Origin of the sequence: Lentzea sp. JNUCC 0626, from assembly GCF_043632865.1 — a bacterium.
Classification (GTDB): domain Bacteria; phylum Actinomycetota; class Actinomycetes; order Mycobacteriales; family Pseudonocardiaceae; genus Lentzea.
Genome location: NZ_CP171635.1, coordinates 4083704 through 4105712 on the forward strand (window position 1 = coordinate 4083704; position 22009 = coordinate 4105712).

At 69.5% G+C, this 22009-nt stretch carries 26 protein-coding genes, 2 pseudogenes and 1 riboswitch; of the genes and pseudogenes, 14 read left to right on the top strand and 14 right to left on the bottom strand.

Annotated elements, in window-relative coordinates; all coding sequences use genetic code 11:
* Positions 1-58: 58 nt before the first annotated feature.
* From JNUCC0626_RS17325 to JNUCC0626_RS17335, 3 genes and pseudogenes are all read right to left on the bottom strand, one after another.
* Positions 59-1117, bottom strand: coding sequence for a glycoside hydrolase family 5 protein (locus JNUCC0626_RS17325; RefSeq protein ID WP_394620796.1), 1059 nt, complete (start codon positions 1115-1117; stop codon positions 59-61).
* A 98-nt stretch (positions 1118-1215) separates the two neighbouring features.
* Positions 1216-1971 (bottom strand): ABC transporter permease, encoded by a 756-nt coding sequence (locus tag JNUCC0626_RS17330; RefSeq protein WP_394620797.1) that lies wholly within the window; start codon positions 1969-1971, stop codon positions 1216-1218.
* A 56-nt stretch (positions 1972-2027) separates the two neighbouring features.
* Positions 2028-2669, bottom strand: a pseudogene (locus JNUCC0626_RS17335) (ABC transporter ATP-binding protein); the annotation flags it as partial.
* Between the two features lie 111 nt (positions 2670-2780).
* Between JNUCC0626_RS17335 and JNUCC0626_RS17340 the strand changes: the two are divergent.
* Entirely contained in the window at positions 2781-3851 is a 1071-nt protein-coding gene (locus tag JNUCC0626_RS17340) for a sensor histidine kinase (protein ID WP_394620798.1), read from the top strand.
* Positions 3848-4477, top strand: a complete 630-nt coding sequence (locus JNUCC0626_RS17345) for a response regulator (RefSeq protein WP_394620799.1) — start codon at positions 3848-3850, stop codon at positions 4475-4477. Before JNUCC0626_RS17340 ends, JNUCC0626_RS17345 begins: the two co-directional genes overlap by 4 nt.
* A gap of 7 nt (positions 4478-4484) precedes the next feature.
* Here the strand turns inward: JNUCC0626_RS17345 and JNUCC0626_RS17350 are convergent, their stop codons facing one another.
* Positions 4485-5009, bottom strand: coding sequence for a hypothetical protein (locus JNUCC0626_RS17350; RefSeq protein WP_394620800.1), 525 nt, complete (start codon positions 5007-5009; stop codon positions 4485-4487).
* 110 nt (positions 5010-5119) lie between these two features.
* On the bottom strand, positions 5120-6919 hold the full coding sequence (gene arc, locus JNUCC0626_RS17355; RefSeq protein WP_394620801.1) for a proteasome ATPase: 1800 nt from the start codon (positions 6917-6919) through the stop codon (positions 5120-5122).
* Positions 6920-7633: 714 nt separating this feature from the next.
* Between arc and JNUCC0626_RS17360 the strand changes: the two genes are divergently transcribed.
* Positions 7634-8503 (top strand): hypothetical protein, encoded by an 870-nt coding sequence (locus tag JNUCC0626_RS17360; RefSeq protein WP_394620802.1) that lies wholly within the window; start codon positions 7634-7636, stop codon positions 8501-8503.
* Positions 8504-8537: 34 nt separating this feature from the next.
* Complete coding sequence (locus JNUCC0626_RS17365; RefSeq protein ID WP_394620803.1) at positions 8538-9398, top strand: hypothetical protein; 861 nt, start codon at positions 8538-8540, stop codon at positions 9396-9398.
* 51 nt (positions 9399-9449) lie between these two features.
* Here the strand turns inward: JNUCC0626_RS17365 and JNUCC0626_RS17370 are convergent, their stop codons facing one another.
* Entirely contained in the window at positions 9450-10274 is an 825-nt protein-coding gene (locus tag JNUCC0626_RS17370) for a tRNA (adenine-N1)-methyltransferase (RefSeq protein WP_394622050.1), read from the bottom strand.
* 15 nt (positions 10275-10289) lie between these two features.
* Positions 10290-11408: a site-2 protease family protein gene (locus JNUCC0626_RS17375; RefSeq protein ID WP_394620804.1), complete on the bottom strand. Its 1119-nt coding sequence runs from the start codon at positions 11406-11408 to the stop codon at positions 10290-10292.
* An 85-nt stretch (positions 11409-11493) separates the two neighbouring features.
* On the opposite strand from JNUCC0626_RS17375, the gene JNUCC0626_RS17380 reads away from it, so the two are divergent.
* Entirely contained in the window at positions 11494-12339 is an 846-nt protein-coding gene (locus JNUCC0626_RS17380; protein WP_394620805.1) for a RecB family exonuclease, read from the top strand.
* A complete protein-coding gene (locus JNUCC0626_RS17385) occupies positions 12336-13109 on the top strand; it encodes a thioesterase family protein (RefSeq protein ID WP_394622051.1) in 774 nt (257 codons plus the stop codon). Before JNUCC0626_RS17380 ends, JNUCC0626_RS17385 begins: the two co-directional genes overlap by 4 nt.
* Position 13110: 1 nt before the next feature.
* Here JNUCC0626_RS17385 and JNUCC0626_RS17390 read toward each other — a convergent pair whose 3' ends face one another.
* Positions 13111-13245 (bottom strand): hypothetical protein, encoded by a 135-nt coding sequence (locus JNUCC0626_RS17390; protein ID WP_394620806.1) that lies wholly within the window; start codon positions 13243-13245, stop codon positions 13111-13113.
* Between the two features lie 20 nt (positions 13246-13265).
* Positions 13266-13439 carry a hypothetical protein gene (locus JNUCC0626_RS17395; RefSeq protein WP_394620807.1) on the bottom strand — a complete coding sequence of 58 codons (174 nt, stop codon included), beginning with the start codon at positions 13437-13439 and terminating at the stop codon, positions 13266-13268.
* A gap of 115 nt (positions 13440-13554) precedes the next feature.
* Here JNUCC0626_RS17395 and JNUCC0626_RS17400 point away from each other — a divergent pair, with 115 nt between their 5' ends.
* Positions 13555-14169 (top strand): phosphoribosyltransferase, encoded by a 615-nt coding sequence (locus tag JNUCC0626_RS17400; RefSeq protein ID WP_394620808.1) that lies wholly within the window; start codon positions 13555-13557, stop codon positions 14167-14169.
* On the opposite strand, the gene JNUCC0626_RS17405 is transcribed toward JNUCC0626_RS17400, so the two are convergent.
* From JNUCC0626_RS17405 to JNUCC0626_RS17415, 3 genes are read right to left on the bottom strand one after another with little or no spacing between them, the layout of a single operon-like run.
* Entirely contained in the window at positions 14130-14441 is a 312-nt protein-coding gene (locus JNUCC0626_RS17405) for an antibiotic biosynthesis monooxygenase family protein (RefSeq protein WP_394620809.1), read from the bottom strand. The genes JNUCC0626_RS17400 and JNUCC0626_RS17405 overlap by 40 nt on opposite strands.
* Positions 14438-15298, bottom strand: coding sequence for an ATP phosphoribosyltransferase (hisG, locus tag JNUCC0626_RS17410; protein WP_394620810.1), 861 nt, complete (start codon positions 15296-15298; stop codon positions 14438-14440). Before hisG ends, JNUCC0626_RS17405 begins: the two co-directional genes overlap by 4 nt.
* 16 nt (positions 15299-15314) lie before the next feature.
* Positions 15315-15578, bottom strand: coding sequence for a phosphoribosyl-ATP diphosphatase (locus JNUCC0626_RS17415; RefSeq protein ID WP_089912086.1), 264 nt, complete (start codon positions 15576-15578; stop codon positions 15315-15317).
* A gap of 108 nt (positions 15579-15686) precedes the next feature.
* On the opposite strand from JNUCC0626_RS17415, the gene JNUCC0626_RS17420 reads away from it, so the two are divergent.
* From JNUCC0626_RS17420 to JNUCC0626_RS17450, 7 genes are all read left to right on the top strand, one after another.
* Entirely contained in the window at positions 15687-16337 is a 651-nt protein-coding gene (locus JNUCC0626_RS17420) for a (2Fe-2S)-binding protein (protein ID WP_394620811.1), read from the top strand.
* A gap of 48 nt (positions 16338-16385) precedes the next feature.
* Positions 16386-16560, top strand: a riboswitch (cobalamin riboswitch).
* A gap of 32 nt (positions 16561-16592) precedes the next feature.
* Positions 16593-16781 carry a CbtB domain-containing protein gene (locus JNUCC0626_RS17425; protein ID WP_394620812.1) on the top strand — a complete coding sequence of 63 codons (189 nt, stop codon included), beginning with the start codon at positions 16593-16595 and terminating at the stop codon, positions 16779-16781.
* A gap of 27 nt (positions 16782-16808) precedes the next feature.
* The gene (locus JNUCC0626_RS17430) at positions 16809-17564 is read left to right on the top strand and encodes a CbtA family protein (RefSeq protein WP_394620813.1); all 756 of its coding nucleotides are present in this window, start codon (positions 16809-16811) and stop codon (positions 17562-17564) included.
* Positions 17565-17624: 60 nt separating this feature from the next.
* Complete coding sequence (locus JNUCC0626_RS17435; protein WP_394620814.1) at positions 17625-18041, top strand: YbaB/EbfC family nucleoid-associated protein; 417 nt, start codon at positions 17625-17627, stop codon at positions 18039-18041.
* Between the two features lie 39 nt (positions 18042-18080).
* A complete protein-coding gene (locus tag JNUCC0626_RS17440) occupies positions 18081-19430 on the top strand; it encodes a hypothetical protein (RefSeq protein WP_394620815.1) in 1350 nt (449 codons plus the stop codon).
* Positions 19430-19900 carry a hypothetical protein gene (locus tag JNUCC0626_RS17445; RefSeq protein WP_394620816.1) on the top strand — a complete coding sequence of 157 codons (471 nt, stop codon included), beginning with the start codon at positions 19430-19432 and terminating at the stop codon, positions 19898-19900. Before JNUCC0626_RS17440 ends, JNUCC0626_RS17445 begins: the two co-directional genes overlap by 1 nt.
* Complete coding sequence (locus JNUCC0626_RS17450) at positions 19897-20955, top strand: hypothetical protein (RefSeq protein ID WP_394620817.1); 1059 nt, start codon at positions 19897-19899, stop codon at positions 20953-20955. The genes JNUCC0626_RS17445 and JNUCC0626_RS17450 overlap by 4 nt, the downstream gene beginning before the upstream one ends.
* Here the strand turns inward: JNUCC0626_RS17450 and JNUCC0626_RS17455 are convergent.
* Both JNUCC0626_RS17455 and JNUCC0626_RS17460 read right to left on the bottom strand, forming a co-directional pair.
* Complete coding sequence (locus JNUCC0626_RS17455) at positions 20952-21608, bottom strand: HAD family hydrolase (protein ID WP_394620818.1); 657 nt, start codon at positions 21606-21608, stop codon at positions 20952-20954. The two genes, JNUCC0626_RS17450 and JNUCC0626_RS17455, sit on opposite strands and share 4 nt — an antisense overlap.
* Positions 21601-21835: pseudogene (locus JNUCC0626_RS17460) on the bottom strand (hypothetical protein); the annotation flags it as partial. The gene JNUCC0626_RS17455 and the pseudogene JNUCC0626_RS17460, both read right to left, overlap by 8 nt.
* Positions 21836-22009 lie beyond the last annotated feature (174 nt).

A 22009-nucleotide genomic window follows, 5' to 3' on the forward strand; every position in this document is an offset into this window, starting at 1 on the left:
CGGCGGCCCCGAAGGACCGCCGTTCACGTGACCCGCCGGGGTCGGTCAATCAGAAAGCTCAGAAGTCGTCGGCCGTGCGGATGTGGTTGCGCACCCACTTGCCGGCGTCCTTCAACGGGCCCTCACCGGCGAAGCTGCTGCCGGCGCACGTACCGCTCTTGAACACCGCACCCGTGCGGTGGTCGTCGGAGAAGTTCCAGTTCGTCCAAGAGATCTTGGCGTCCTTCATGAACTGGATGAACTTGTTCGCCATGGTGAAGTCGTTGGTGCCGTCACCCGACGCCTCCTGCGAACCGAACTCCGTGACGAAGACCGGCACCTGGCTCGAGACCGTCTTCAACGCGTTGAGGTACGAGTCGCGGTGGTCCTTCGCGTAGAAGTGGAACGTGTACATCAGGTTCGAGGCGTTGACCTTGTTCTGGCTGACCTCGTTGATGTTGCGGCCGTCGGACAGGCCGAACGTCGACCAGCCGTGCGTGCCCACGAGCACGAGGCTGTCCGGGTCCTCGGCGCGGATCGTCGGGATGACGGCCTCCGCGTAGGTCTTGACCCGCGCCCACGTCACGCCGTTGGGCTCGTTGGCGATGTCGTAGATGATGTTCGTCTTGTCCTTGTGCCGCTGCGCGATCTCCTTGAAGAAGGTCTTGGCGCGCGCGGTGTTGTGGTTCGGGTCGCCCGGCGAGAGCTGGTGCCAGTCGACCAGCGCGTACATGCCGCGCTTCGTGGCCTCCTCGATGTAGCCGTGCACCATGTCGGTGAACTTACGAGGGTTCGACTCGTAGCCACCTTCCTGGATGTACATCGAGATGCGGAGGACGTCCGCCTTCCAGTCGTTGGCGAGCGCGTCCAGGGACGCGGTCTTCACGCACTGGGAGTACCACTGGATGCCGTGCGTGCTCATGCCGCGCAGCTGGATCTGCTTGCCGTTCTTGTTGCACAGCTTGACGCCGCACACCTTGAGCTGCCCGTTGACCGCCGCGGGCGAACCCGGCGGCAGCGCGGCAGCGGCGAAGTTGTCGCCCTCGGGTGCGGCAGCGACGGAACTGCCCGCCATCGCACCGGTCAACGGGAGCACCACTGCCGCGGCGAGCGCCACCACAGACTTCTGCCAGGACATTCAGCGTCTCCTCTCGGGACTGCGGCGGCGGAGTTAGTTAGGTAAGTTTCCTTACCGATTAAAGGTATAGATGACCATAGGGCCGCCTAAAGAGCGAGTCAAGCGTCTCGTCGCAGAAGAGTCACAGTTCCGGTACTCAGGGTCACCAGTGCGTAGATCACCAAACATGCGGCGGCGGCCAACGGGCTCAGCGGAGCGTCCTCGATCACGCCCGCGACCTCCCACACCAGGTAGGGCACCATCACCGCGGACACGTCGACGTTCCACGGGTCCGGCAGCATCGGCGTGATGGCGGGCAGCCCCCACAGCAGCACGCCGACGACCACGATCGTGACGGCCGTGGACCGCACCGCGAGCCCGATCCCGAGACCGGCCAGACCTGTCACCAAGATCGACAGCACGGCGGCGCCCTGCCACGGCAGCACGTCGCCCAGGCCGTCCCACGGCGCGATCGGCGGCGGCCGGTCCCCCATGATCACCCAGCCGGCGCCGACGCTCGCGGCCAGCGCGACCGTGCCGAGCACCACGGCCGCGGCGGCGACGAGCACGGTTTTCGCCGCCAGCAAGCGCAACCGGACCGGCACGGCGGTCAGCGCGGTGAGCCGCGGGTCGGAGGTGGCGACCAGGGCGCCGAGCGCGGCGACCAGGAACTGGATCACCGGCGTGATCACCACGGTGGCGTCGGCGGAGGCGAACTTCGCCTGCTCGGCGGCCGGAGACGTGTCGTAGTCCCGGACCATCAGCCACGACAGCAACGCTCCGGCGAGCACCATCAGGCCGATGGTCCCGGCGAGCGCCTTGGGCGCCCGGACGGTCCGCAGCTTCAGCCACTCGGCGGCGAGCGCGTTCTTCACAGTCCCCTCCCGGAGGTGAGATCGAGGTAGGCGTCCTCCAGGGAACCGTTGCGGGTCAACGACTCCATCGGCGTCTCGGCGACCAGCTGTCCTCTTGCGACGATCACGACGTGGTCGGCGGTCAGCGCCATCTCGCTCATCAGGTGACTGGAGACGAAGACCGTGCGGCCTTCGTCGGCGAGTCCGCGCATGAGGTCGCGGATCCACCGGACGCCCTCGGGGTCGAGGCCGTTGACCGGTTCGTCGAACATCAGCACCTCGGGGTCGCCGAGCAACGCGGCCGCGACGCCGAGCCGTTGCTTCATGCCGAGCGACAACTTGCCGATCCGCTTGTGCCGCACGCCTCCCAGGCCGACCTGCTCCACCAGCTCGACGGCGCGCCGCTGTCCGATGCCGTTGCTCGCGGCGATCCAGCGGAGGTGGTCGAGCGCCCTGCGTCCCTGGTGCACCGCCGCCGGGTCGAGCAACGCGCCGACGTGCCGCAACGGGTGGCCGAGCGTCGCGTAGCGGCGGCCGTTGATCAACGCCTCGCCGCTGGCCGGCCGGTCCAGGCCGAGGATCATCCGCATCGTCGTGGACTTCCCGGCGCCGTTCGGGCCGAGGAAGCCCGTCACCAGTCCGGGGTGGACGGTGAACGACAGGTCGTCGACCGCCTTGGTGTCCCCGTATCTCTTCGTCAGGTTCCGCACCTCGATCATGCGGAAGAGCGTGGTGGCTTCGAGGCTCGCGCGGATCGGCCCGTGCTCCGATCCCGGGAATCGGACCGTGGTCCGAGGTGACGCGCCGCCGCGGTCGATACGGTGCGTTTCGTGATCGCGAGACTGCACCTCTACCTGGTCGACGCCACGGCCGCGCTGGTGATCTGGGTCCTCGTCGCCTACGCGATGCTGGAGCCCTACGACCACGCGTCGCCGTTCGTCGCGGTGCCGCTGGCCGGGCTGGTCGCGGTGCCCGTCGCGGTCCGGCGGTGGTGGCCCGTGACCGCGCTGGCCGTGACGCTCGTCGCGACGGCGCTGGTGGTCATGACCCAGGTGCTGCCGGTCATCGCGCTCGGTGCGCCGGTGGGAGCCGTCTGCTTCGCGCTGTACACGGTGGCGGTCGACCGCGACCGCACGTGGTCGCTGGCGGCGCTGGTGGCGACGATCTTCGTGACCGCGGGGCTCTCTGGCGGCGAGGTGGAGAGCGTGCTCGTCGCCGTCGCCGCGCTGGGATCGGTGTGGGCGATCGGCTACACGACCCGGTTGCGCCGTTCGATGCTCGAACGCGAGACCGCTCAAGCCGCCGAACAGGCCCTCGCCGACGAACGCCTCCGCATCGCCCGCGAACTCCACGACGTCGTGGCGCACAACCTCTCCCTGATCGCCGTGCAGGCCGGGAACGCCGCGCACGTGCGTTCACCCGAGCACGCCTACGAGGCGTTGCAGGTCATCTCCGAAACGAGCCGTGCGGCCCTCACGGAGATGCGTGGGCTCTTGGGCGTGCTGCGTTCCGACGCCGACCTCGCCCCCTCCCCCGGCCTCGGCGGTCTGGTGGACCTGGCCGACCGCGCGTCGCTCGCCGGGGTGCGCGTGACGCTGGACGTGCGCGGGGAAGCCGTTGTGCCGGAAGGGATCGGACTGTCCGTCTACCGGATCGCGCAGGAGGCGCTGACCAACGTGGTGAAGCACGCGGCCCCCGCGGCGTGCACGGTTCTGGTAGAGGTGACGACGGAAGCCGTCCGCGTGGAGGTCGCGGACGACGGTCCTGGGGTGAAGGAGCTCGGAGTGGGACACGGCCTGATCGGCATGCGCGAACGCGTGGCGGTGTACGGCGGCACGTTCAGCGCGGGCCCTGGTGACGGCGGCGGTTTCCGGGTCGTCGCGGAGCTGCCGGTCCGATGACCACCGTGCTGATCGCGGACGACCAGGCGTTGCTGCGCGCGAGCTTCCGGATGCTGGTGGACCACGAACCGGACCTGAGCGTGGTGGGCGAAGCGGGCACGGGTGCCGAAGCGGTCGCGCTGGCCGCGGAACTGAAGCCCGACGTCGTGCTGATGGACATCCGCATGCCCGAGATGGACGGCATCGAGGCCACGCGGCAGCTGGACGGCCCGCGCGTGCTCGTGCTGACGACGTTCGACCTGGACGAGTACGTCTTCGGGGCGTTGCGGGCGGGGGCGTCCGGGTTCCTGCTGAAGGACACGCCGCCCGCCGAGCTGCTGGCGGCGATCCGGGTGGTGGCGTCGGGCGAGTCGCTGCTGTCGCCGACGGTGACCCGGCGGTTGATCGGAGAGTTCGTCCGGCAACCGGCGGCCCCCGCTGTGCGCGGGCTGGAGCGGATCACCGAGCGGGAGCGCGAGGTCCTGCTGCTGATCGCGCGCGGTCGGTCCAACGCGGAGATCATGGCCGAGCTGCACGTCAGCACCGGCACGGTGAAGACGCACATCGGGAACCTGTTGGCGAAGCTGCACGCCCGCGACCGCGCCCAGCTGGTGATCGCGGCCTACGAGTCGGGCCTGGTCCGCTAGTGCCGCACTAGATCACTTCGTCGCGCAGGAGCCGGCCACCCGCGTCGTACGCCCGGATGCGCACCGCGGTGATCTTCTCCTGCACGCGGCAGACGAAAACCTCTCCGTAGAGCTCGGCTTTGACGACGTTGCCGCTCGGCAGCACGAACTCGAGGACGGCGACCTCGGGAGCGATCCGGCCGACCTCCACGCTCTCGTCGTCCCAGACCAGGCCCATGCGTCCGGCGACGTACCTGGCACCGGGCGGGCCGGCTTCACCCTTCGTCATGGTGAACCCGTCGCCGTGGAAGGTGCAGACGATCATCTGGTCGGCGGTGACCCCCGCCTCCACGACGCTGTCCCGCAACCTCTGCAGCGTCCCGAACCGGTATCCGGGCGGCCGTTCACAGCGGTCGTCCGCGATGACCCGCATCGACTCGATCGACAGCGGTACGGGCGTTCCCGCGACGACGAGCGGGTCCGCCTCGTCGTGGGCCCACGTCAGCGCGGTGACGACTCCCAGGATTCCCAGCAAGTACCCGGTGTTCCTCATGTTTCCCCCCGAACGGGAAGTCTAGGCAGGCGGTCACCGCGCGGGTAGGTGGAAACGCGAAAACCGCCCCGGCCGCGAAGTGCGGCCGGGGCGGTTTTCGGACTGCTGTCCTACAGGTACGTGCCGGTGTTCGTGGCCGTGTCGATCGCGCGGCCGGCGTCCTGGTTCTTCCCGGTGACGAGCGTGCGGATGTAGACGATCCGCTCGCCCTTCTTGCCCGAGATGCGAGCCCAGTCGTCCGGGTTCGTCGTGTTCGGCAGGTCCTCGTTCTCGGCGAACTCGTCGAGGATGGCCGCCTGCAGGTGCCGGACGGAGAGTCCGGGCTGCTTGGTGTCCAGCAGCGACTTGATCGCCGCCTTCTTGGCCCTGTCGACGATGTTCTGGATCATGGCGCCGGAGTTGAAGTCCCGGAAGTACAGGACCTCCTTGTCACCGTTGGCGTAGGTGACCTCCAGGAACCGGTTGTCCTCGGACTCCTCGTACATGCGCTCCACGGTGTGCTGCACCATGCCCTCGATGCAGGCCTTCGGGTCCCCGCCGAACTCGGCGAGGTCGTCGGCGTGCAGCGGGAGGTTGGGCGTCAGGTACTTGTTGAAGATGTCCTTCGCGCCCTCGGCGTCCGGTCGCTCGATCTTGATCTTCACGTCGAGGCGGCCGGGCCTCAGGATCGCCGGGTCGATCATGTCCTCGCGGTTGGAGGCGCCGATGACGATGACGTTCTCCAGGCCCTCGACGCCGTCGATCTCGGCGAGGAGCTGGGGCACGATCGTCGTCTCGACGTCGGACGACACACCCGAACCACGGGTGCGGAAGATCGAGTCCATCTCGTCGAAGAACACGATCACCGGGGTGCCGTCGGACGCCTTCTCACGAGCCCGCTGGAAGATCAGGCGGATGTGCCGCTCGGTCTCACCGACGAACTTGTTGAGGAGCTCGGGGCCCTTGATGTTGAGGAAGTACGACTTGGCCTGTTTGTCGGTCTCGCCGCGGATCTCCCGCACCTTCTTGGCCAGCGAGTTCGCCACCGCCTTGGCGATGAGCGTCTTGCCGCAGCCGGGAGGGCCGTAGAGCAGCACGCCCTTGGGCGGACGCAGCTCGTACTCGCGGAAGAGGTCGGCGTGCAGGAACGGCAGCTCCACGGCGTCGCGGATCTGCTCGATCTGCCTGGAGAGGCCACCGATGTCGTTGTAGTCGATGTCCGGGACCTCCTCGAGCACGAGGTCCTCGACCTCGGCCTTGGGGACCCGTTCGTAGGCGAAACCCGCCTTCGAATCGACCAGCAACGAGTCGCCGGGCTTGAGCGGCGCGTCGAGCAGCGGCTGGGCGAGCCAGACCACCCTCTCCTCGTCCGCGTGCCCCACGACCAGCGCCCGCGCGATGGTGTCCGAACCGTCGTCGTCGGTCAGCACCTCCCGCAGTGCGCAGACCTCACCGGATCGCTCGAATCCGCCGGCCTCGACGACCGTGAGCGCCTCGTTGAGGCGCACGGACTGCCCGTAGGCGATCTTCTCCGGTTCGACCGCCGGGGACACGGCGACGCGCATCCTCCGGCCCGAGGTGAAGACGTCCACGGTTCCGTCGTCGTACCGCGCCATGAAGACGCCGTACCCGCTGGGCGGTTGCGCCAGCCGGTCGACTTCCTCACGCAGCGCGAGCAGCTGGCTTCGTGCTTCGCGGAGGGTGTCTATGAGCTTCGTGTTTCGCTCGGTCAGCTGGCTGACGCGCTCTGTCGCCTCAGCCAAGCGCTGCTCGAGCAACCGCGTGTGCCGCGGCGACTCGGTCAGCTTGCGACGCAACGACGCGATCTCGTCCTCGAGGAACCTGATCTGCGCAGTCAGCTCAGCAGAATTGTTGCCCTGGTTCAGCTCGCCACCCTCATCGGGTTGGCTGCCGGGATGACCGTGCTGCATGTCGGCACCCTCCTCCCGTGTTCGTACCGATTACGGTACCGGCGATCACCGACAAAATGGGGTACTCACAACATCATCTTCGCTCGTGTGACGCAACGGCAAGGCCTCCAAGAGAGGTCAACTAGTCCATCTCGGTGTCCGGCGCGACCGCCCACCGGCTACGGTGCGTCCCAGAAGGCACGACCGGCGTTTCGCACCGCGACACGCCAGACGACCTGCGAGAAGCCCGAGGAGAGGGTCATGGGAGCACCAGGGCGGGCGCCCGGTTCCCACTGTCCGCGACCACCCTCGGACGCCCCTGGACACCCCTGGTGCGGCTCGCAGCCCGGTGACGGGCGGCAATCCACCAGGTTCCCACCAGGTGGACGAGAGATTGATCCGATCGGTGGTCACGCACCGCAACCCACTCCGTTCGTGACCGGCGGAGGCCCCGCTCGAGCGGGCCTCCGGTGCGTCCGGAGGGCGTGCGGCCAACCGGGTGGTTCCACCGACGCGACCGGCGCACCACCCCGACAGCGCAGAGCATCGCGCTCGATTACCGGTGGAGTTGCCACAATCGTTATCAGACGCGACCTTCGCGCGGCCGGATCGCAACTCAAGGCCGTGTGCATAACCACTCGTGCGTGTCGATAGGCACCATTCGCCCGCGAGTTGTCGGGCGAAGCACCACAATGTCCAGCGAAAGATCACCTCATCCGCATCGGGGGAGTTTCGATGACCTACCCGCCGCAGCAGCCCGGGCCCTACGGGCAGCAGCCGCCGCCCGGTGGACCGTACGGGCAGCAGCCGCCGCAGCAGCCGGGTTACGGCCAGCAGCCCCAGCCCGGGTACGGCCAGCAGCCCCAGCCGGGCTACGGCCAGCAGCCGCCTCCCGGTTACGGCCAGCAGCCCGGTCCGTACGGCCAGCCGCAGCAGGACCCGTTCGGCCAGCAGGGCCCGCAGAGCGGTGGCTTCCCGCAGCAGGGTCAGCCGGGCCCTTACGGTCAGCAACCGGGGCCGTACGGCCAGCCCCAGGGCTACGGAGGGCCTGGCGGCTTCGGCGGCCCGCCGCCCAAGAAGAGCAACACCGGCCTGATCGTCGGCGTCATCGTCGGCGTGCTGGTGCTCGTCGGCGGCGGTGTCACGGCGGCGGTGATGCTCTCCGGCAACTCCTCCAGCAGCTCGTCCTCCGACTCCGGTTCGAGCAACTCGGGCGGCGGTGACGACGCGGCGGACGTGAAGAAGGTCGCCGAGGAGTACTACGCCGCGGCCGCCGCGAAGAACGAGAGCAAGGCCAAGTCGATGGCCTGCGACGCCGCCCTCAAGGAGGCCGAGGAGGCGGAGAAGAAGCTCACCCCGGAGCAGCGCAAGCTGGCCGAGGAGCTCAAGAAGATGCCGGCGCCGAAGGTCAACGTCAAGGACGTCAAGGTCAACGGCGACACCGCGGACGTCGGCGTGTCCACGACCGTGACGATCGGCACCGAGTCCAAGAGCTTCGACACCACGGTGAAGTTCAAGAAGGAGTCGGGCGACTGGAAGTTCTGCACGCTCGCCAAGGACATCAAGCTGCCTGACTTCTCAGTTCCGCCGATCCCGACCAAGTGATCGGGTTCAGCACTTCAGTTTCGGGGGATTTCCGATGACCTACCCGCCGCAGCAGCCCGGGCCCCACGGCCAGCAGCCTCAAGGCCCGGGCCCGCAGCAGCCCGGCTACGGCCAGCAGCCGCCGCCGGGGTACGGGCAGCAGCAGCCCCAGCCGGGCTACGGCCAGCAGCCCCAGGGCCCGTACGGCCAGCCCGGCCACGGGCAGCAGGGGCCGCCGAGCGGTGGCTTCCCGCAGCAGGGTCAGCCGGGTCCCTACGGCCAGCAAGGCCCGTACGGGCAGCAGCAGAACCCCTACGGCCAGCCCCAGGGCTACGGCCAGCCCGGCGGGTTCGGCGGTCCGCCCCCGAAGAAGAGCAACACCGGCCTGATCATCGGTGTCGTCGTCGGCGTGCTGGTGCTCGTCGGCGGCGGTGTCACGGCGGCCGTGCTGCTCTCCGGTGACGACTCGAAGCCGACGACCACGGCGGCCTCGGACAGCGACACGAACGCGCCGGAACCGACGAAGGACACCACCAAGCCGTCGTCGCCGAGCAAGTCCGGCAGCGGGGACGCGAAGCTCAAGGAGATGGTCGCCGACTTCGCGGCGGAGAACCAGAAGCAGGGCCGCGAGGGCAAGTTCGACCTGACCGCGATGAAGCCGTACATCTGCGACAAGATGGCGGCGGACGCCGAGAAGGCGAACAAGACGCCGAAGCCCGCGCCCCAGTTGACGATCACGGCCGGCGAGGTGACGACGTCCGGGGCGACCGGCACGTTCAAGGCGGACTACGCGGGCATCCCGGATCCGCAGGGCGGCACCGGCACGGTGAAGTCGTTCATCATCTACAAGCTCGCTCAAGAGGGTGGCGACTGGAAGGTCTGCGGCGTGCAGAGCGCCGGCGCACCGTCCAAGTGACCACGTGCTGAAGGGGCCCTCCCGGCTGCGGGAGGGCCCCTTCGGCGTCGCTCAGCCCTTGCTGGGACGGCGCTGCGGCTTCGGTGCCGTCACGCCGTCGGCGAGCTTGCGCGTGGTGAGCAGGAACGCGGTGTGCGCGATCATCCGGTGCTCCGGGCGCACGGCGAGACCCACGACGTGCCACGGCCGGACGAGCGTCTCCCACGCGTGCGGCTCCGTCCAGCACGTCATCTCCCGCAGCGCCTCCGTGACCACGGACAGCTGTGTGGTGGTGGCGACGTACACGACGAGAACGCCACCGGGGATGAGGTTCTTCGCGATCGTGGGCAGGACCTCCCACGGCGAGAGCATGTCGAGGATGACCCGGTCGACCTCGCCCTCGTGGTTCTTCACGTCGTCGACGGTGATCGACCAGTTGCCCGGCCGTTCGCCGAAGAACGTCTCCACGTTGCGGATGGCGTGGACCGCGTGGTCGTCGCGCACCTCGTAGGACTGGACGCTGCCCTTCTCCCCCACCGCGCGCAGCAGCGAGCACGACAGCGCACCGGACCCGGCACCCGCCTCCAGCACGCGCGCGCCCGGGAAGATGTCGCCGTACATGCAGATCTGCGCGGCGTCCTTGGGGTAGATGACCTGCGCGCCCCGCGGCATCGACAGCACGTAGTCCGGCAGCAGCGGGCGCAGCGCCAGGAAGTTCGTGCCGCCCACCGACGCGACGACCGAACCCTCGGGCTGGCCGATCAGCAGGTCGTGCGGGATGGCGCCGCGGTGGGTGTGGTACTCCTTGCCGGGCTCGAGAACGACCGTGTAGTGCCGCCCCTTGGGGTCGGTCAGCTGAACCCGGTCACCCGGCTGGAACGGTCCACTTGCGCTAATCACCGCGCAATGGTGTCAAACGCCCTTCTCAATGGCCGCACGCAGGTCCTCCCTGCGCAGCACACCGGCCGGACGGCCCTCCAGATCGACCACGAGGAACTGCCACGCGGCCGTGCCCTGCACGCGTTCGACGATCTCCTCGCCGGGTTCGTCGGCGAGCAGCACCGTCTCCGGCCGGATCGGTTCCGCGGCCTGTTCGGCGGGCGCGAAAGGGCTTGCGGCGGCGAGTTTGCGGGCGAGTTCGGTGTCGAGCAGCCCGGCCGCCACGCCGTCGGCCCGCACCAGCACGACGCCCCGTCCCGCCGACGTGCTGAGCGCGTCCGCGACAGGACTTTCCGCCGGCAGTTGCAGCACGGGCAGGATCAGGTCGTTGAGCGTGACGCCCTCTGGCCACGTCCTGCGGCGTTCGCTGGCGAGTTCGCTGCGCGCACCGGCAACAACAACCCACGCCGTGAGCACGCACACGCCGAACCGCAGCCAACGGTCCTCAGCGCCCTGAGCGACGCCGTACAGCGCCCACACCACCAACGCGACGGCCACGGCGAAACCACCGACCACGGCGACACGCGTGCCCGTCGCTCGTTGCCCGGTCGCGGCCCACACGCCCGCGCGCACGATCCTGCCGCCGTCGAGCGGCAGTCCCGGCAACAGGTTGAAGATGGCCACGACGAGGTTCGCGCCGGCGATCTGCACCACCAGCAGCCACAACACCCCGCCGGACGTCATCGCGAACCCACCGATGCCGAACACGACGGCGAGCGCGATGGACACCACCGGCCCGGCGCCCGCGACCACGCCTTCGTGGCTGGGTTTGCCGGGGGTGCGCATGATCTCGGACAGTCCGCCGAGGAGGTAGAGCCTGAGTCTTCTGACCGGGAGGCCGAGCCGCAGCGCCGCGACGCAGTGGCCGAGTTCGTGCGCCAGCACGGAAAGTCCGAGGAAGACGGCGAACAACGCGGCCACGAGAAGACCGATGCCCGGCGGCGTTCCCGGTGCCAGGTCGTCGACCAGAGGGGCGTAGAACGCCACCACGATCGCCGAACCGATCCACCACGACGGCGCGAGCACCACGGGGATGCCCGCCACCCGGAACAGCAGCAGGCCGCCCTCTCGTTCGTTGATCCGCGCGGCCACGGGAGCACTGTAGAGCGGGTGGTGTGATCTCGCGGTTCGGTGGCCGCTCCCGGAATTGTCAGACCTCTGTCCTATCGTGCGAAGCATGAGCACCACGTTGCGCAGGCCCGCGCTGTCGCCGTCCCGGGCAGGGGACTTCAAGCAGTGCCCGCTGCTCTACCGGTTCCGCGCGGTCGACCGGCTGCCGGAGCGGCCGACGAAGGCGCAGGTGCGGGGCACCGTGGTGCACGCGGTGCTGGAAGACCTGTTCGCGCTGCCCGCCGCCGAACGCGTCCCGGACCGGGCCCGCGCGATGATTTCCCCTGCCTGGGACCGGGTGAAGGGCGAGCGCCCGGAGTTCGCCACGCTCTTCGAGGCGGAGAACAGCGAGGAGGAGGCGGAGTGGCTCGCGTCGGCCACGAAGCTGCTCGACGGCTACTTCGGTCTGGAGGACCCGCGCCGCCTGGAGCCGGAGTCGCGCGAACTCCTCGTCGAGTCCGAACTGCCGTCCGGTGTGCTGCTGCGCGGCTACATCGACCGGGTGGACGTCGCCCCGACGGGTGAAATCCGGGTCGTGGACTACAAGACGGGCGCCGCGCCGCGCGAGATCGGCGAGGCGAAGGCGTTGTTCCAGATGAAGTTCTACGCCCTCGTCCTGTGGAAACTGCGCGGCGTGGTCCCGCGCCAGCTGCGCCTGATGTACCTGGCCGACCGCCAAGCCCTGGCCTACCAGCCGGACGAAGGCGAACTGGCCCGCTTCGAACGCACGCTGGACGCCATCTGGCAGGCCATCATGCGCGCCGCGCCGACCGGCGACTTCCGCCCCAACCCGAGCCGCCTGTGCGACTACTGCGACCACAAGGCGTTCTGCCCGGCGTTCGACGGCACCCCGCCGCCCTACCCGGGCTGGCCGGAGCCCGACGACACCGAACCCCTCCAGGACCGCGACTGATGGCCGCCTTCTACCTGCCGCTGGGCGACACCACGTTCCGCTCCACCGAGCACACCGTCGGCCCGTGGGGCCCGGACAGCCAGCACCTGGGCCCACCTTCGGCGCTGCTGGTGCGCGCGTTGCTGGGCCTGGGTAACCAGTCGTCGTCGTTGGCGCGCGTCACCTTCGAGGTGCTCGGCCCGGTCCCGGTGGCGGACCTGACGGTGTCCACTTCGGTCGAACGCCCAGGCCGTTCCGTGGAACTCCTCGCCGCTTCCCTTTCTTTCGAAGGCCGTGCGGTGCTCACGGCCCGTGCGTGGCGCATCGTCGACGCCGACACCACAGCAGTGGCGGGAGGCGAAGTGCCCGCGCTGGCACCACCTTCCACCGCCGTGCCGATGGAGATCCCCGAACACTGGGGCGGCGGCTACCTGGCGGCCGTCGAGTGGCTTTCCGTGTCAGGCGGCATCTTCACGCCGGGCGACGCCCAGGTGTGGGCCCGCCCACGCGTCGCCGTGGTCGAGGGCTCCGAGCCCACCCCGGAGGAGCGCCTGTTCGCCGTCGTGGACTCGGCCAGCGGCGTCTCGTCCCGTGTGGACATTCGCAAGTGGTACGCCATCAACACGGACCTGACGGTCCACCTGCACCGCCGCCCCACCGGCGAGTGGGTGGGCATGGACGCGCGCACCACGATCGGGCCGGACGGCGTGGGGGTGGCGACCAGCGTGGTGCACGACGTCGAAGGCCCGGTGGGCACGACGGCGCAGGCGTTGTTCGTGCGCAAGCGCTGAGTCACGGTGCCGGGATCCGCCGCACCCTCACGCGGCGATCACGGGAGTCGAACTCAGGCGAGGCTTCCGCATACCCGACGCCTTCGGCGGTGATGTTGTCACGGGCCACCCCGGCGTCGACGAACGCCTGGAGCACCAGGTCGACACGCCGCCGGCTCAGCGCGACCGCGCTGCCGGGATCTCCGATCCTGGCGGTGTGCCCACCAGGCTGACCCGGTCACGCGGTCCGACGGTCGCCGCGAACCGGAGCAGCAACAACCGGCTTTCCACCGTGATCGTCTCCGAGTCCGGTTCGAACGAGACGGAGAACTCGTCCTCCTCCTGCGCCACCCTGGTCTGCGGCGCCGAAGGCTGCGTGGTGGGTGGTGGCTCGGCATTCAGAGGAGACCGACGTCATCGGCCTGTTGTTCGACTGAGCCGCACAGGGCGTAGCGTCAGGGCGACGATGAAGAGGTTCGCGAACCGGCAGGAAGCGGGCCGCGCCCTCGCCGCGCGCCTCGCCGCACAACCCTGGCACGACCCGCTGATCCTCGGCCTGCCCCGAGGCGGCGTCCCGGTCGCCAAGGAGATCGCGACCCACCTGAACGCCGAGCTGGATGTCGTAGTCGCGAGAAAGATCGGCGCCCCGGGCCACCCCGAGTACGGCGTGGGCGCCGTCACCGCCGACAGCGAACCGATCTACGACCCGAGAGTCCTCAGAGCGCTGAACCTCACCGAGGAACAACTGGGCCACCAGGCCGACGCCGAACGGGCCGAAGCGCAGCGCCGCACCACCCTCTACCGAGGCGACCGGCCGCTGACCATCAAGAACCGCGACGTCATCCTGGTCGACGACGGCCTGGCCACCGGCGTCACCGCCAGAGCGGCGCTCCACCACATCGCACGAAACACCCCGAAGAGCGTCACCCTCGCCGTGCCGGTGGCCGCGAGAGACGCGCTGCGGACGTTCCGGACGCCGGTCGTCGCGATCCTCACGCCGAAGCACTTCCAGGCCGTGAGCCGCTGGTACGACAGCTTCGATCAGACCACGGACGACGAGGTGCTCAGCGCGCTCTCGTAGTGCGACACGACCGGGAACGGCGAGTAGAAGCGGTGCAGCAACGAAGACCACCGCTCATAGGTCGGCCCCTGCCGGAACCCCACCGTGTGATCCTCAAGAGAGTCCCACCGCACGAGCAGCAGGTACCGCGACGGCGTCTCCAGGCAGCGCAGCAGTTCGAGGCCGCGGAAGCCCGGCGAGGCGGAGATCAGCTCCCGCGCCTCGCCGAACGCCCACTCGAAGTCCTGCTCGGAACCCGGCAGGACGTCGAGCAGGGCGTGCTCCGTGATCACAGGCGGCAGAACCTGATGTCCGAGGCCAGCACGGCCTTGGCACCGATGGCCGCGAGCGCGTCCATCACGTTGTTCGCTTCCTTGCGCGACACCATCGCCCGCACGGCCGCCCAGTCCGGGTTGGCCAGCGGCGCGACCGTCGGCGACTCGAGGCCCGGCGTCAGCGCGATGGCGTCGTCCAGGATCGAGCGCGGGCAGTCGTAGTCGAGCATCAGGTACTGCTGCGCGAACACGACGCCCTGCAGACGGGCGGTGAGCTGCTTCTTGGCGGCCGTGAGCTCCGAGCCGTTGCGGTGCACGAGGACCGCCTCCGACTCGCAGATCGGGTCGCCGAACGGCACCAGGTCGTGCTGCTTGAGCGTCCGGCCCGAGCCGACCACGTCGGCGATCAGGTCGGCGACGCCGAGCTGGATCGAGATCTCCACCGCGCCGTCGAGGCGGATCACCTTGGCGGTGATGCCGCGGGCCTTGAGATCGCGGCCCACGAGCTTCGGGTACGCCGTGGCGAGGCGCTTGCCCTCGAGGTCCTCGACCTTCCAGTCGGTGCCGCGAGGCCCCGCGTACCGGAAGGTCGACGAGCCGAAGCCCAGCGCCAGCAACTCCTCGACGGAGGAGCCGTTGTCGTCGGCGCCCGAGTCGGCGGCCAGGTCGCGGCCGGTGATGCCGAGATCGAGGTCACCGGACGCCACGTAGATCGCGATGTCCTTGGGACGCAGGAAGAAGAACTCGACGTCGTTGTTGTTGTCGAGGACGGTCAGGTCACGCGGCTCGTGCCGCTGCCGGTAGCCGGCCTCGGTGAGCATGGCGGAGGCGCGTTCGGCGAGCGCGCCCTTGTTCGGGACTGCTACGCGCAGCATGTGGAAGTCTTTTCAGTCAGAGGTACTTGTACACGTCTTCGAGGGTGAGCCCACGGCCCAGCATGAGCACCTGGAGGCGGTAGAGCAGCTGCGAGATCTCTTCGGAGAGCTTCTCGTCGGACTCGTACTCGGCGGCGATCCAGACCTCGCCCGCCTCCTCCAGGACCTTCTTGCCCTGCGCATGGACCCCGGCCTCGAGCGCGGCGACGGTGCCGGATCCCTCCGGCTTGGTGGCGGCTCGTTCGGTCAGTTCAGCGAACAGGGAATCGAAGGTCTTCACGGCATGACATCCTCCCATCCCCCGACCCCCCGTCCACACCGCGGTCGCATCTGTCCCAGGCGTTGGACGTGATCTGTCCTGCATGGACACCCGGTAGCGTGAACTTCCGTGTCTGAGTTCGCCGAGGTTCTCGAAGCGCTGCGCCGGGTGCGCGGGATCAACCCGTTCTTCGCCCTCGACGTGGGCCGTCCGGACGAGTCGTGGCTGCCCGGAACGGCGTTGCTCGAAGGCCCGGCCCTCAAGACCACCATCGACGCCATCGCGGTCCGCTACAAAGCCGACGAACCGCGCGTCGCCGCCAGCCTGTTCTTCCTCAGTTACACGGCCCGGTTGCTCAGCCCGCTCACGGCCGCGCACCTCCCGATCGATGTCCGGCCGGAGAACCTGTGGTGGCAGCACCACCCCACCAACGGCCTGAGCGTGCGCATCGACCAGCCCCGGCTCGGACCGCCCGCCGCCGAGGCGCTCGCACCCGTGGTCGCGGCGATCCAGGCCGTCACGCCGGTGGCGAGCGGGTTGCTGTGGGGCAACGCGATGTCGAACGTCGCGGGCGCGCTCAAAATGGTCGTTCGCGCACACATGCTCACGGCGGAGGAAGCGGAAGAACGCGGCGAACAGCTCATGAGCGCGGCCCCGTTCGAACAGGCGGGAGAATTCCTGACTTTTCCCGGCGAGGTCACGTTCCGGCGTCGGTCGTGTTGTCTGTACTACCGCGTTGCCGCAGGTGGGAAGTGTGGTGACTGTCCACTCGTGAAGTGAGGAACGCAACAACTCTTATGGCCGGTTGTGCTTGAACGCCGGCTCAACTTACGGTGCACGCGCCGCAGTGACGGGAAGCCGGTGTGAATCCGGCGCGGTCCTCGCCACTGTGACCGGGAAGCGATCCCCGCCGAGCACGTCACTGGTCCCCGCCGGGGCTGGGAAGACGCGGGGGCAGCGTTGATCCGGGAGTCAGGAGACCGGCTGCGGCGCCGCTAGGAGAGTTGACTTCCACGAGGTATGGAGGAGCCCGTCATGACGAGCCCCGCAGCAAATCTGTCCGCCGTCCAGGTGCCGAAGTGGGCGTTCGCCGTCGCACTGCTCGGCCTGATCGTCACGTACCTCGTCCTGCAGGAGAACGGTCTCGCGCTCGGCGCGGGCTCGGAGCTGCTGCACGAGTTCTTCCACGACGGCCGCCACGCCCTCGGCGTCCCCTGCCACTAGCTCCCCGAATCCCCAGGCAGGGAAGTCATGACGACGTACAAGTCCCTTGCGCTGCGCGGAATCGCGGCCGGCGGCATCGCCGGTCTCGCGTCCGCGCTCGTGCAGTTGCTGGTGACCGAGATCCCGATCCGGGCCGCGCTCGCGGTCGAGGAGGCTCGCGCACCCGCCGGTGAAGAGGCCGGCCACTCCCACGGCGGCGAGGAGGAGCTCGTCAGCCGCGGCGCCCAGGTCGTGGGCGGCATGCTCGGCGTGGTGATCGTCGGCATCGCGGTGGGCCTGGTGTTCGCCACGGCCTACGCGCTGTCGAAGCGCTGGTTCACCGATCGCACGCCGTTCAGCCGCAGCTTCGCGTTCGGTGCCGCGGTCTTCGGTGCAGTGGCGCTGCTGCCGTGGATCAAGTACCCGGCCAACCCGCCCGCCGTGGGCGACCCGGAGACGGTGAACTACCGCACCGCGCTCTACCTCGGCGTGGTGGTGGCCGGTCTGCTGATCGTGTGGGGTGCCAGCTGGCTCGCCGCGCAGTTGCACGCGCAGTCGCAGCCGGTGCGGACGACGGCCGTGCTGCTCGCGGTCGCCGCGGCCACCGCCGTGGTGCTGCTCGCGTTCCCGGCCCCGCCGGACACGATTCCCGCGGACATGCCGGTGAACGTCCTGTGGCAGTTCCGCCTCAGCTCGCTCGCCCAGCTGGCCACGCTCTACGTCGGCATCGGCGTGGTGTTCGGCCTGCTGATCGACCCGGCCGCGCGCAGGGCCAAGGCCTCCGAGAAGGCCGCTGTCGCCTGATGGTGTGGGGTGGCCGCACGTGCGGCCACCTCGCCCAGGCGTCATTGGTACGTTCGGCGCATGCCTGACAGCGCCGAGTTGCTGGAACAGATGCGTCAGAAGCTCGACTTCTTCGAGCAGGCGAACCGCGCCGCTGACGCCCGCGCCGCCGGTTACGACGCGATGGGCACAGAACTCAGAGACGTCGAGGCGAGCGCCCAGTCACCCGACCACGCCGTCACGGTCGTCGCCGGTTTGTCCGGTTCCATCAAGGACATCCGGTTCACCGACGAGGCGAAGCGGCTGAGCCCGGGCCAGCTCTCCCAGACCGTAATGGCGACCGTGCGGCAGGCCATCGCGGCCGCCGCGCGGCAGCAGGCCCAGATCGTGCAGGGCCACACCGGCCTGCCGATCGCGGACCGGGTCCTGAAGACGCAGCAGGAGGTCTTCGGGCACCCGGCCTCTCCCCCCGTCGTCGCCGCCGCCCCGGACCGATGACGAGGACACCGGCAGCATCTTCCGCAAGGACGAGCGCTGGTGACCGGCATCGAGGTGCACCCGGCCGCGCTGGCCCAGTGCGGCCGGTCGGTCGGCACGCTGGGCGACACGTCCGCGAAGCTCGACGCCGCCGCCAGGTCCGCGTCCGTGCCCGCGATCAGCTGGGGCGCGCTGGGCCACCTGCTCGGCATGTACGAGCAGTACGACGCGTTGCTGGGCGACCTGCACGGCCACTTCGGCAAGATGACCGAGGGCTTCGGCAGGATCGACTCCACGCTCGCCGCGACCGCGCAGACCTACGCGGGCCACGAGCAGTCCACTGTGGACGCCCTTGTCAAGAGCTACTCGGGCCAGTTCTCCGGCAGCACCGTCGGCAAGCAGGCCGCGAAGTCCGTTCCGTTCGGCGGCAGCAGCTACTCGCTCATGAAGGACAGCGCGAAGCTCGGCGAGTCCATCAAGTCCGGCGACGGCATGGCGATCGCCAAGGACGTCGTCAGCGTCATCTCCGACATGAACGGGTTCGTGCAGGAGGGCATGAAGTTCGCGGGCGCGATCTCCGACCCGTTGAACTTCCTGATCTCCAAAGGACTCGGCTGGCTGCTCGACGTCGTGGCGCCGCTCAAGCAGGCCGTCGACCTGGTCTCCGGCGACCCGGCGGCGACCAGCAAGGCCGCGGGCGCGTTCAACGACATCGCGAAGCAGACCGAGGAACTCGCGCGCACGTTCGACGAACAGCTCCAGGAAGGCTTGCGGAGCTGGAAGTCCGCCGCAGGCGACCGGGCGGCGGAGAAGCTCGGCAGCTTCCACCACGGCATCGAGTCGACGGCCGGCACCGCCGGGCACATCGCGTCGCTGTTGCAGGGCAGCTCGATGTTCATGCAGATCGCCGAAGACGTCCTGAAGGGGATCTTGAGCGACCTGATCGAGTGGCTCGTCGTCACCTGGATCGCCGCTCAGCTCGCGGCGATCCCGACGTGCGGTGCGTCCGAGGTGGCCGCCGGTGCCGCGACGGGCGTCGAGTCGGCGATCTCGGTGGGCAAGGCGACCGGCGAGGTCGGCAAGGTCCGCTCGATCATCCAGAAGATCATGGACGTGCTGCGCCGGATCCGGGCCGTGCTGGCCGAGTCGAAGGTCGGCAAGGCGTTCCTCGAAGGCGCCGCCAAGAAGCCGGGCACGCTCGGCGAGGCGCTCTCCAAGTCCGCCTTCAGCAACGCCGAGAAGGCGATCGGCCTCGACCAGAGCGGTCCCGACGGCATGAAGTACACCGACCCGGTCAAGATCGCGAACAAGGCGGCGGGCTTCCTCGACGGCGCGGTCAAGACGATCACGTACGACCAGCGCGGCGCGGACCAGGACGCGGCGAGGACCGACCAGGAGCTCGACTTCTGATGTGGTGGCGGCCCAAGCGCTTCACCCCCACCGAGACCGTGGCGTCCGTCGGCGGGCGCACGTTCACGACGCGCACCGAGGTCCGCGTCGTCGGCCTGGAATCGGCCGGCGGCGACCAGAAGGCGCGCGAGGAGGCGTTCGTCTCGGTCAGCACCGCGCTCGGCCCGTGCCCGTCGTTGCGGGTCAGGGCGCGGGCCACCGAGGACTGGCGGCGCATCACGCACGACGAGAACAAGGGCGCGATCGCGGTGGGCGTCCCCGCCTTCGACGACGCGTTCCTGGTGTTCTGCGACGAGTTCGCGTTCGTCCGCCTGCTCACACCCGCCCTGACCGCCGCGCCGTGCGAGTCGACCGGCGGCCTCGAACTCGGCGGCGGCCGCATCACCGTGCACCGCGAAGGCGTGGGCCACAACGCTTTCGACTACCTGAACGCCCTGATCCCGTTGCTGCCACCGGAGTTGCGCCGATGAACGACGCGCCGATCGTCGTCCCGCTGTCCGGCGAGGCCGCCGTGGTCGTGGAACAGGACCGCGTGCTCTTCACCCGGCTGGTGGGTGGCGCCCGCATCGCCACCGACATCATCGGCGTCCCCCTGGCGGGCGTCATGAAGGTCGAACCGGGCGTGCTCCTCAAGAGCGTGAAGTACCGGACACCCGAACACTCCTCCAGCCACCCGCTGCGCTTCGACCTGCCCGCCGGCCCGGCCGTGTGGCTGCGTGCGGCCTACGACGTCATCATCCCCACCGCCGACCCGCGCGGCCTGGCCGCCGAGATCGAACGCCGCCGGCACCGCGTCGCGCGCTACGGCGGTGTCGCCTCTTCGGTGGTGTGGAACATCAACCCGCGCCTGCGCGTGGCCGGCCCGCAGGGTTACGTGCCGGGCGTGCTGGCCGGGGCACCTTCCGAACCTGACATCGGCAAGTGGGAGTCCACCGCGTCGGCCCCGGCCGGTCCGCTGTCGCCGGGCTGGCCCGCGAGCGACCCCGTGGTGCCCTCGTCCGTCCCGTACCCCGAGTCGTTGCCGGTCGTGTCCGAGACGCTGGCGAACGGCGTGCGGTTCTCGGCGTCGGTGCGGCGGACGTTCCTCGGCTTCGAACCGGTGTCGCCAGGTGTCGTGAACGACGTCGCGCCCACGTCGTCGTTGAGCGAACCCTTGGCCGTGTGGCACATCGTGCGCGCGGGCACGGTGCGCGGCACGCATCGGCCCGTGCGGTGGTGTGCGGCCGATGGGCGCACCGAGATCCGCACGGAACTGGTCGACGGGCCCGCGTTGTGGCTGTGGGGGCCGGTGCAGGAGTGGGTCGTGTGCACCCCACGAGCCGTGGAGCTGGCCGAAGAAGTACGGCTGCGGCAGGGCGTGGGGATGATGTACCCGTTGTCCAGCGACCTGGGGGCCGAACGCCGGACGTGGCGCAACCTGTCGTCGACGCGCCCGGTGGACACGCCTTCGGGACGGGCGTTGCCGCCGGTGCCGGAGTGGGCGCCGACGACGCCCACCCTGCTGCCCCGCGACTGCTGGCTCTAGAGGGTCTTCAGAACCTCGACGTCCACGCCGACGAGCGAGTCGCGGAACACCCGCCGCTCTCCCGCCTCCACCTCGACGTCACACGGCACCACCAGCACCGTGCACCCGGCCGCGACGGCCGCCGCCACCCCGGTCGGCGAGTCCTCGATCGCCACGCACCGCGCAGCGTCCACGCCCAGCAGCCGCGCCGCCTTCAGGTACGGCTCGGGCAGCGGCTTGTTCAGCCCGTCCACCTCGTCCCCGCACACCGTCACGTCGAACAGGTCACGCCCGATCGTGTCCAGCGCGACCTCGGTCAACGCGCGCTCGGTCGACGTCACCAACGCCATCGGCACGCCCGAGTCGCGCACGGCCCGCAACGCCTCCTGCGCGCCCGGACGCCACGGCAGCCCCGCGCGGAAGACCTCCTCGGTGCGGCGGGAGATCCACGCGGCGCCGTCCACGAGGTCCGCTTCGGTCGGTTCGACGCCGACGTCGGCGAACAGCAGGCGCATCGTCGTGGGCACGTTGGTGCCGACCATGCGCTCGCGGGTCTCCAGGGACAGCACGCCGCCGAGCTTCTCCGCGTACTCGTAGAGCGGGATGTCCCACAGCTTCTCGGAGTCCAGCAGCGTCCCGTCCATGTCCCACAGGACTGCGTGCAGGTCAGACATCGAAGTACTTCGCCTCCGGATGGTGCGCCACGAAGGCGTCGGTGGACTGTTCCGGGTGGAGCTGGAGTTTCTCGGACGGCGTGCCCCGGCGCGGTGGCCGAAGTGGCAGAACTCCTCGGCGGCGACGCTGCCACCGGTCGGCCACCCGAGCTCCTCGCGGACCCGCTCGTGCCGGTACCCCCGGCCAGCGCTTCGGTGAGCTGGAACCCCAGGTGCTCACGATACGCGACCGCACCGGGCGTGCGCGGACGCCAGCGTCGGCGACGACAACCCTGCTGACCAGGGCTTCCGGCAACCGCGACGCTCCGCGATCACCCATGGGCCAAGCCTACGATGAGTTGACTCGCCGAACCCGTAGTCTGGCGCCGTGAACGATCCGTCCCAGGAATCCCCGACCTCCT

What these genes read in the sequence shown, in the direction of transcription:
- JNUCC0626_RS17325 (WP_394620796.1), bottom strand. Translation starts at nt 1,117, where the DNA reads ATGTCCTGGCAGAAGTCTGTGGTGGCGCTCGCCGCGGCAGTGGTGCTC.
- JNUCC0626_RS17345 (WP_394620799.1), top strand. Translation starts at nt 3,848, where the DNA reads ATGACCACCGTGCTGATCGCGGACGACCAGGCGTTGCTGCGCGCGAGC.
- JNUCC0626_RS17350 (WP_394620800.1), bottom strand. Translation starts at nt 5,009, where the DNA reads ATGAGGAACACCGGGTACTTGCTGGGAATCCTGGGAGTCGTCACCGCG.
- arc (WP_394620801.1), bottom strand. Translation starts at nt 6,919, where the DNA reads ATGCAGCACGGTCATCCCGGCAGCCAACCCGATGAGGGTGGCGAGCTG.
- JNUCC0626_RS17360 (WP_394620802.1), top strand. Translation starts at nt 7,634, where the DNA reads ATGACCTACCCGCCGCAGCAGCCCGGGCCCTACGGGCAGCAGCCGCCG.
- JNUCC0626_RS17365 (WP_394620803.1), top strand. Translation starts at nt 8,538, where the DNA reads ATGACCTACCCGCCGCAGCAGCCCGGGCCCCACGGCCAGCAGCCTCAA.
- JNUCC0626_RS17380 (WP_394620805.1), top strand. Translation starts at nt 11,494, where the DNA reads ATGAGCACCACGTTGCGCAGGCCCGCGCTGTCGCCGTCCCGGGCAGGG.
- JNUCC0626_RS17400 (WP_394620808.1), top strand. Translation starts at nt 13,555, where the DNA reads ATGAAGAGGTTCGCGAACCGGCAGGAAGCGGGCCGCGCCCTCGCCGCG.
- hisG (WP_394620810.1), bottom strand. Translation starts at nt 15,298, where the DNA reads ATGCTGCGCGTAGCAGTCCCGAACAAGGGCGCGCTCGCCGAACGCGCC.
- JNUCC0626_RS17425 (WP_394620812.1), top strand. Translation starts at nt 16,593, where the DNA reads ATGACGAGCCCCGCAGCAAATCTGTCCGCCGTCCAGGTGCCGAAGTGG.
- JNUCC0626_RS17430 (WP_394620813.1), top strand. Translation starts at nt 16,809, where the DNA reads ATGACGACGTACAAGTCCCTTGCGCTGCGCGGAATCGCGGCCGGCGGC.
- JNUCC0626_RS17435 (WP_394620814.1), top strand. Translation starts at nt 17,625, where the DNA reads ATGCCTGACAGCGCCGAGTTGCTGGAACAGATGCGTCAGAAGCTCGAC.
- JNUCC0626_RS17445 (WP_394620816.1), top strand. Translation starts at nt 19,430, where the DNA reads ATGTGGTGGCGGCCCAAGCGCTTCACCCCCACCGAGACCGTGGCGTCC.
- JNUCC0626_RS17450 (WP_394620817.1), top strand. Translation starts at nt 19,897, where the DNA reads ATGAACGACGCGCCGATCGTCGTCCCGCTGTCCGGCGAGGCCGCCGTG.
- JNUCC0626_RS17455 (WP_394620818.1), bottom strand. Translation starts at nt 21,608, where the DNA reads ATGTCTGACCTGCACGCAGTCCTGTGGGACATGGACGGGACGCTGCTG.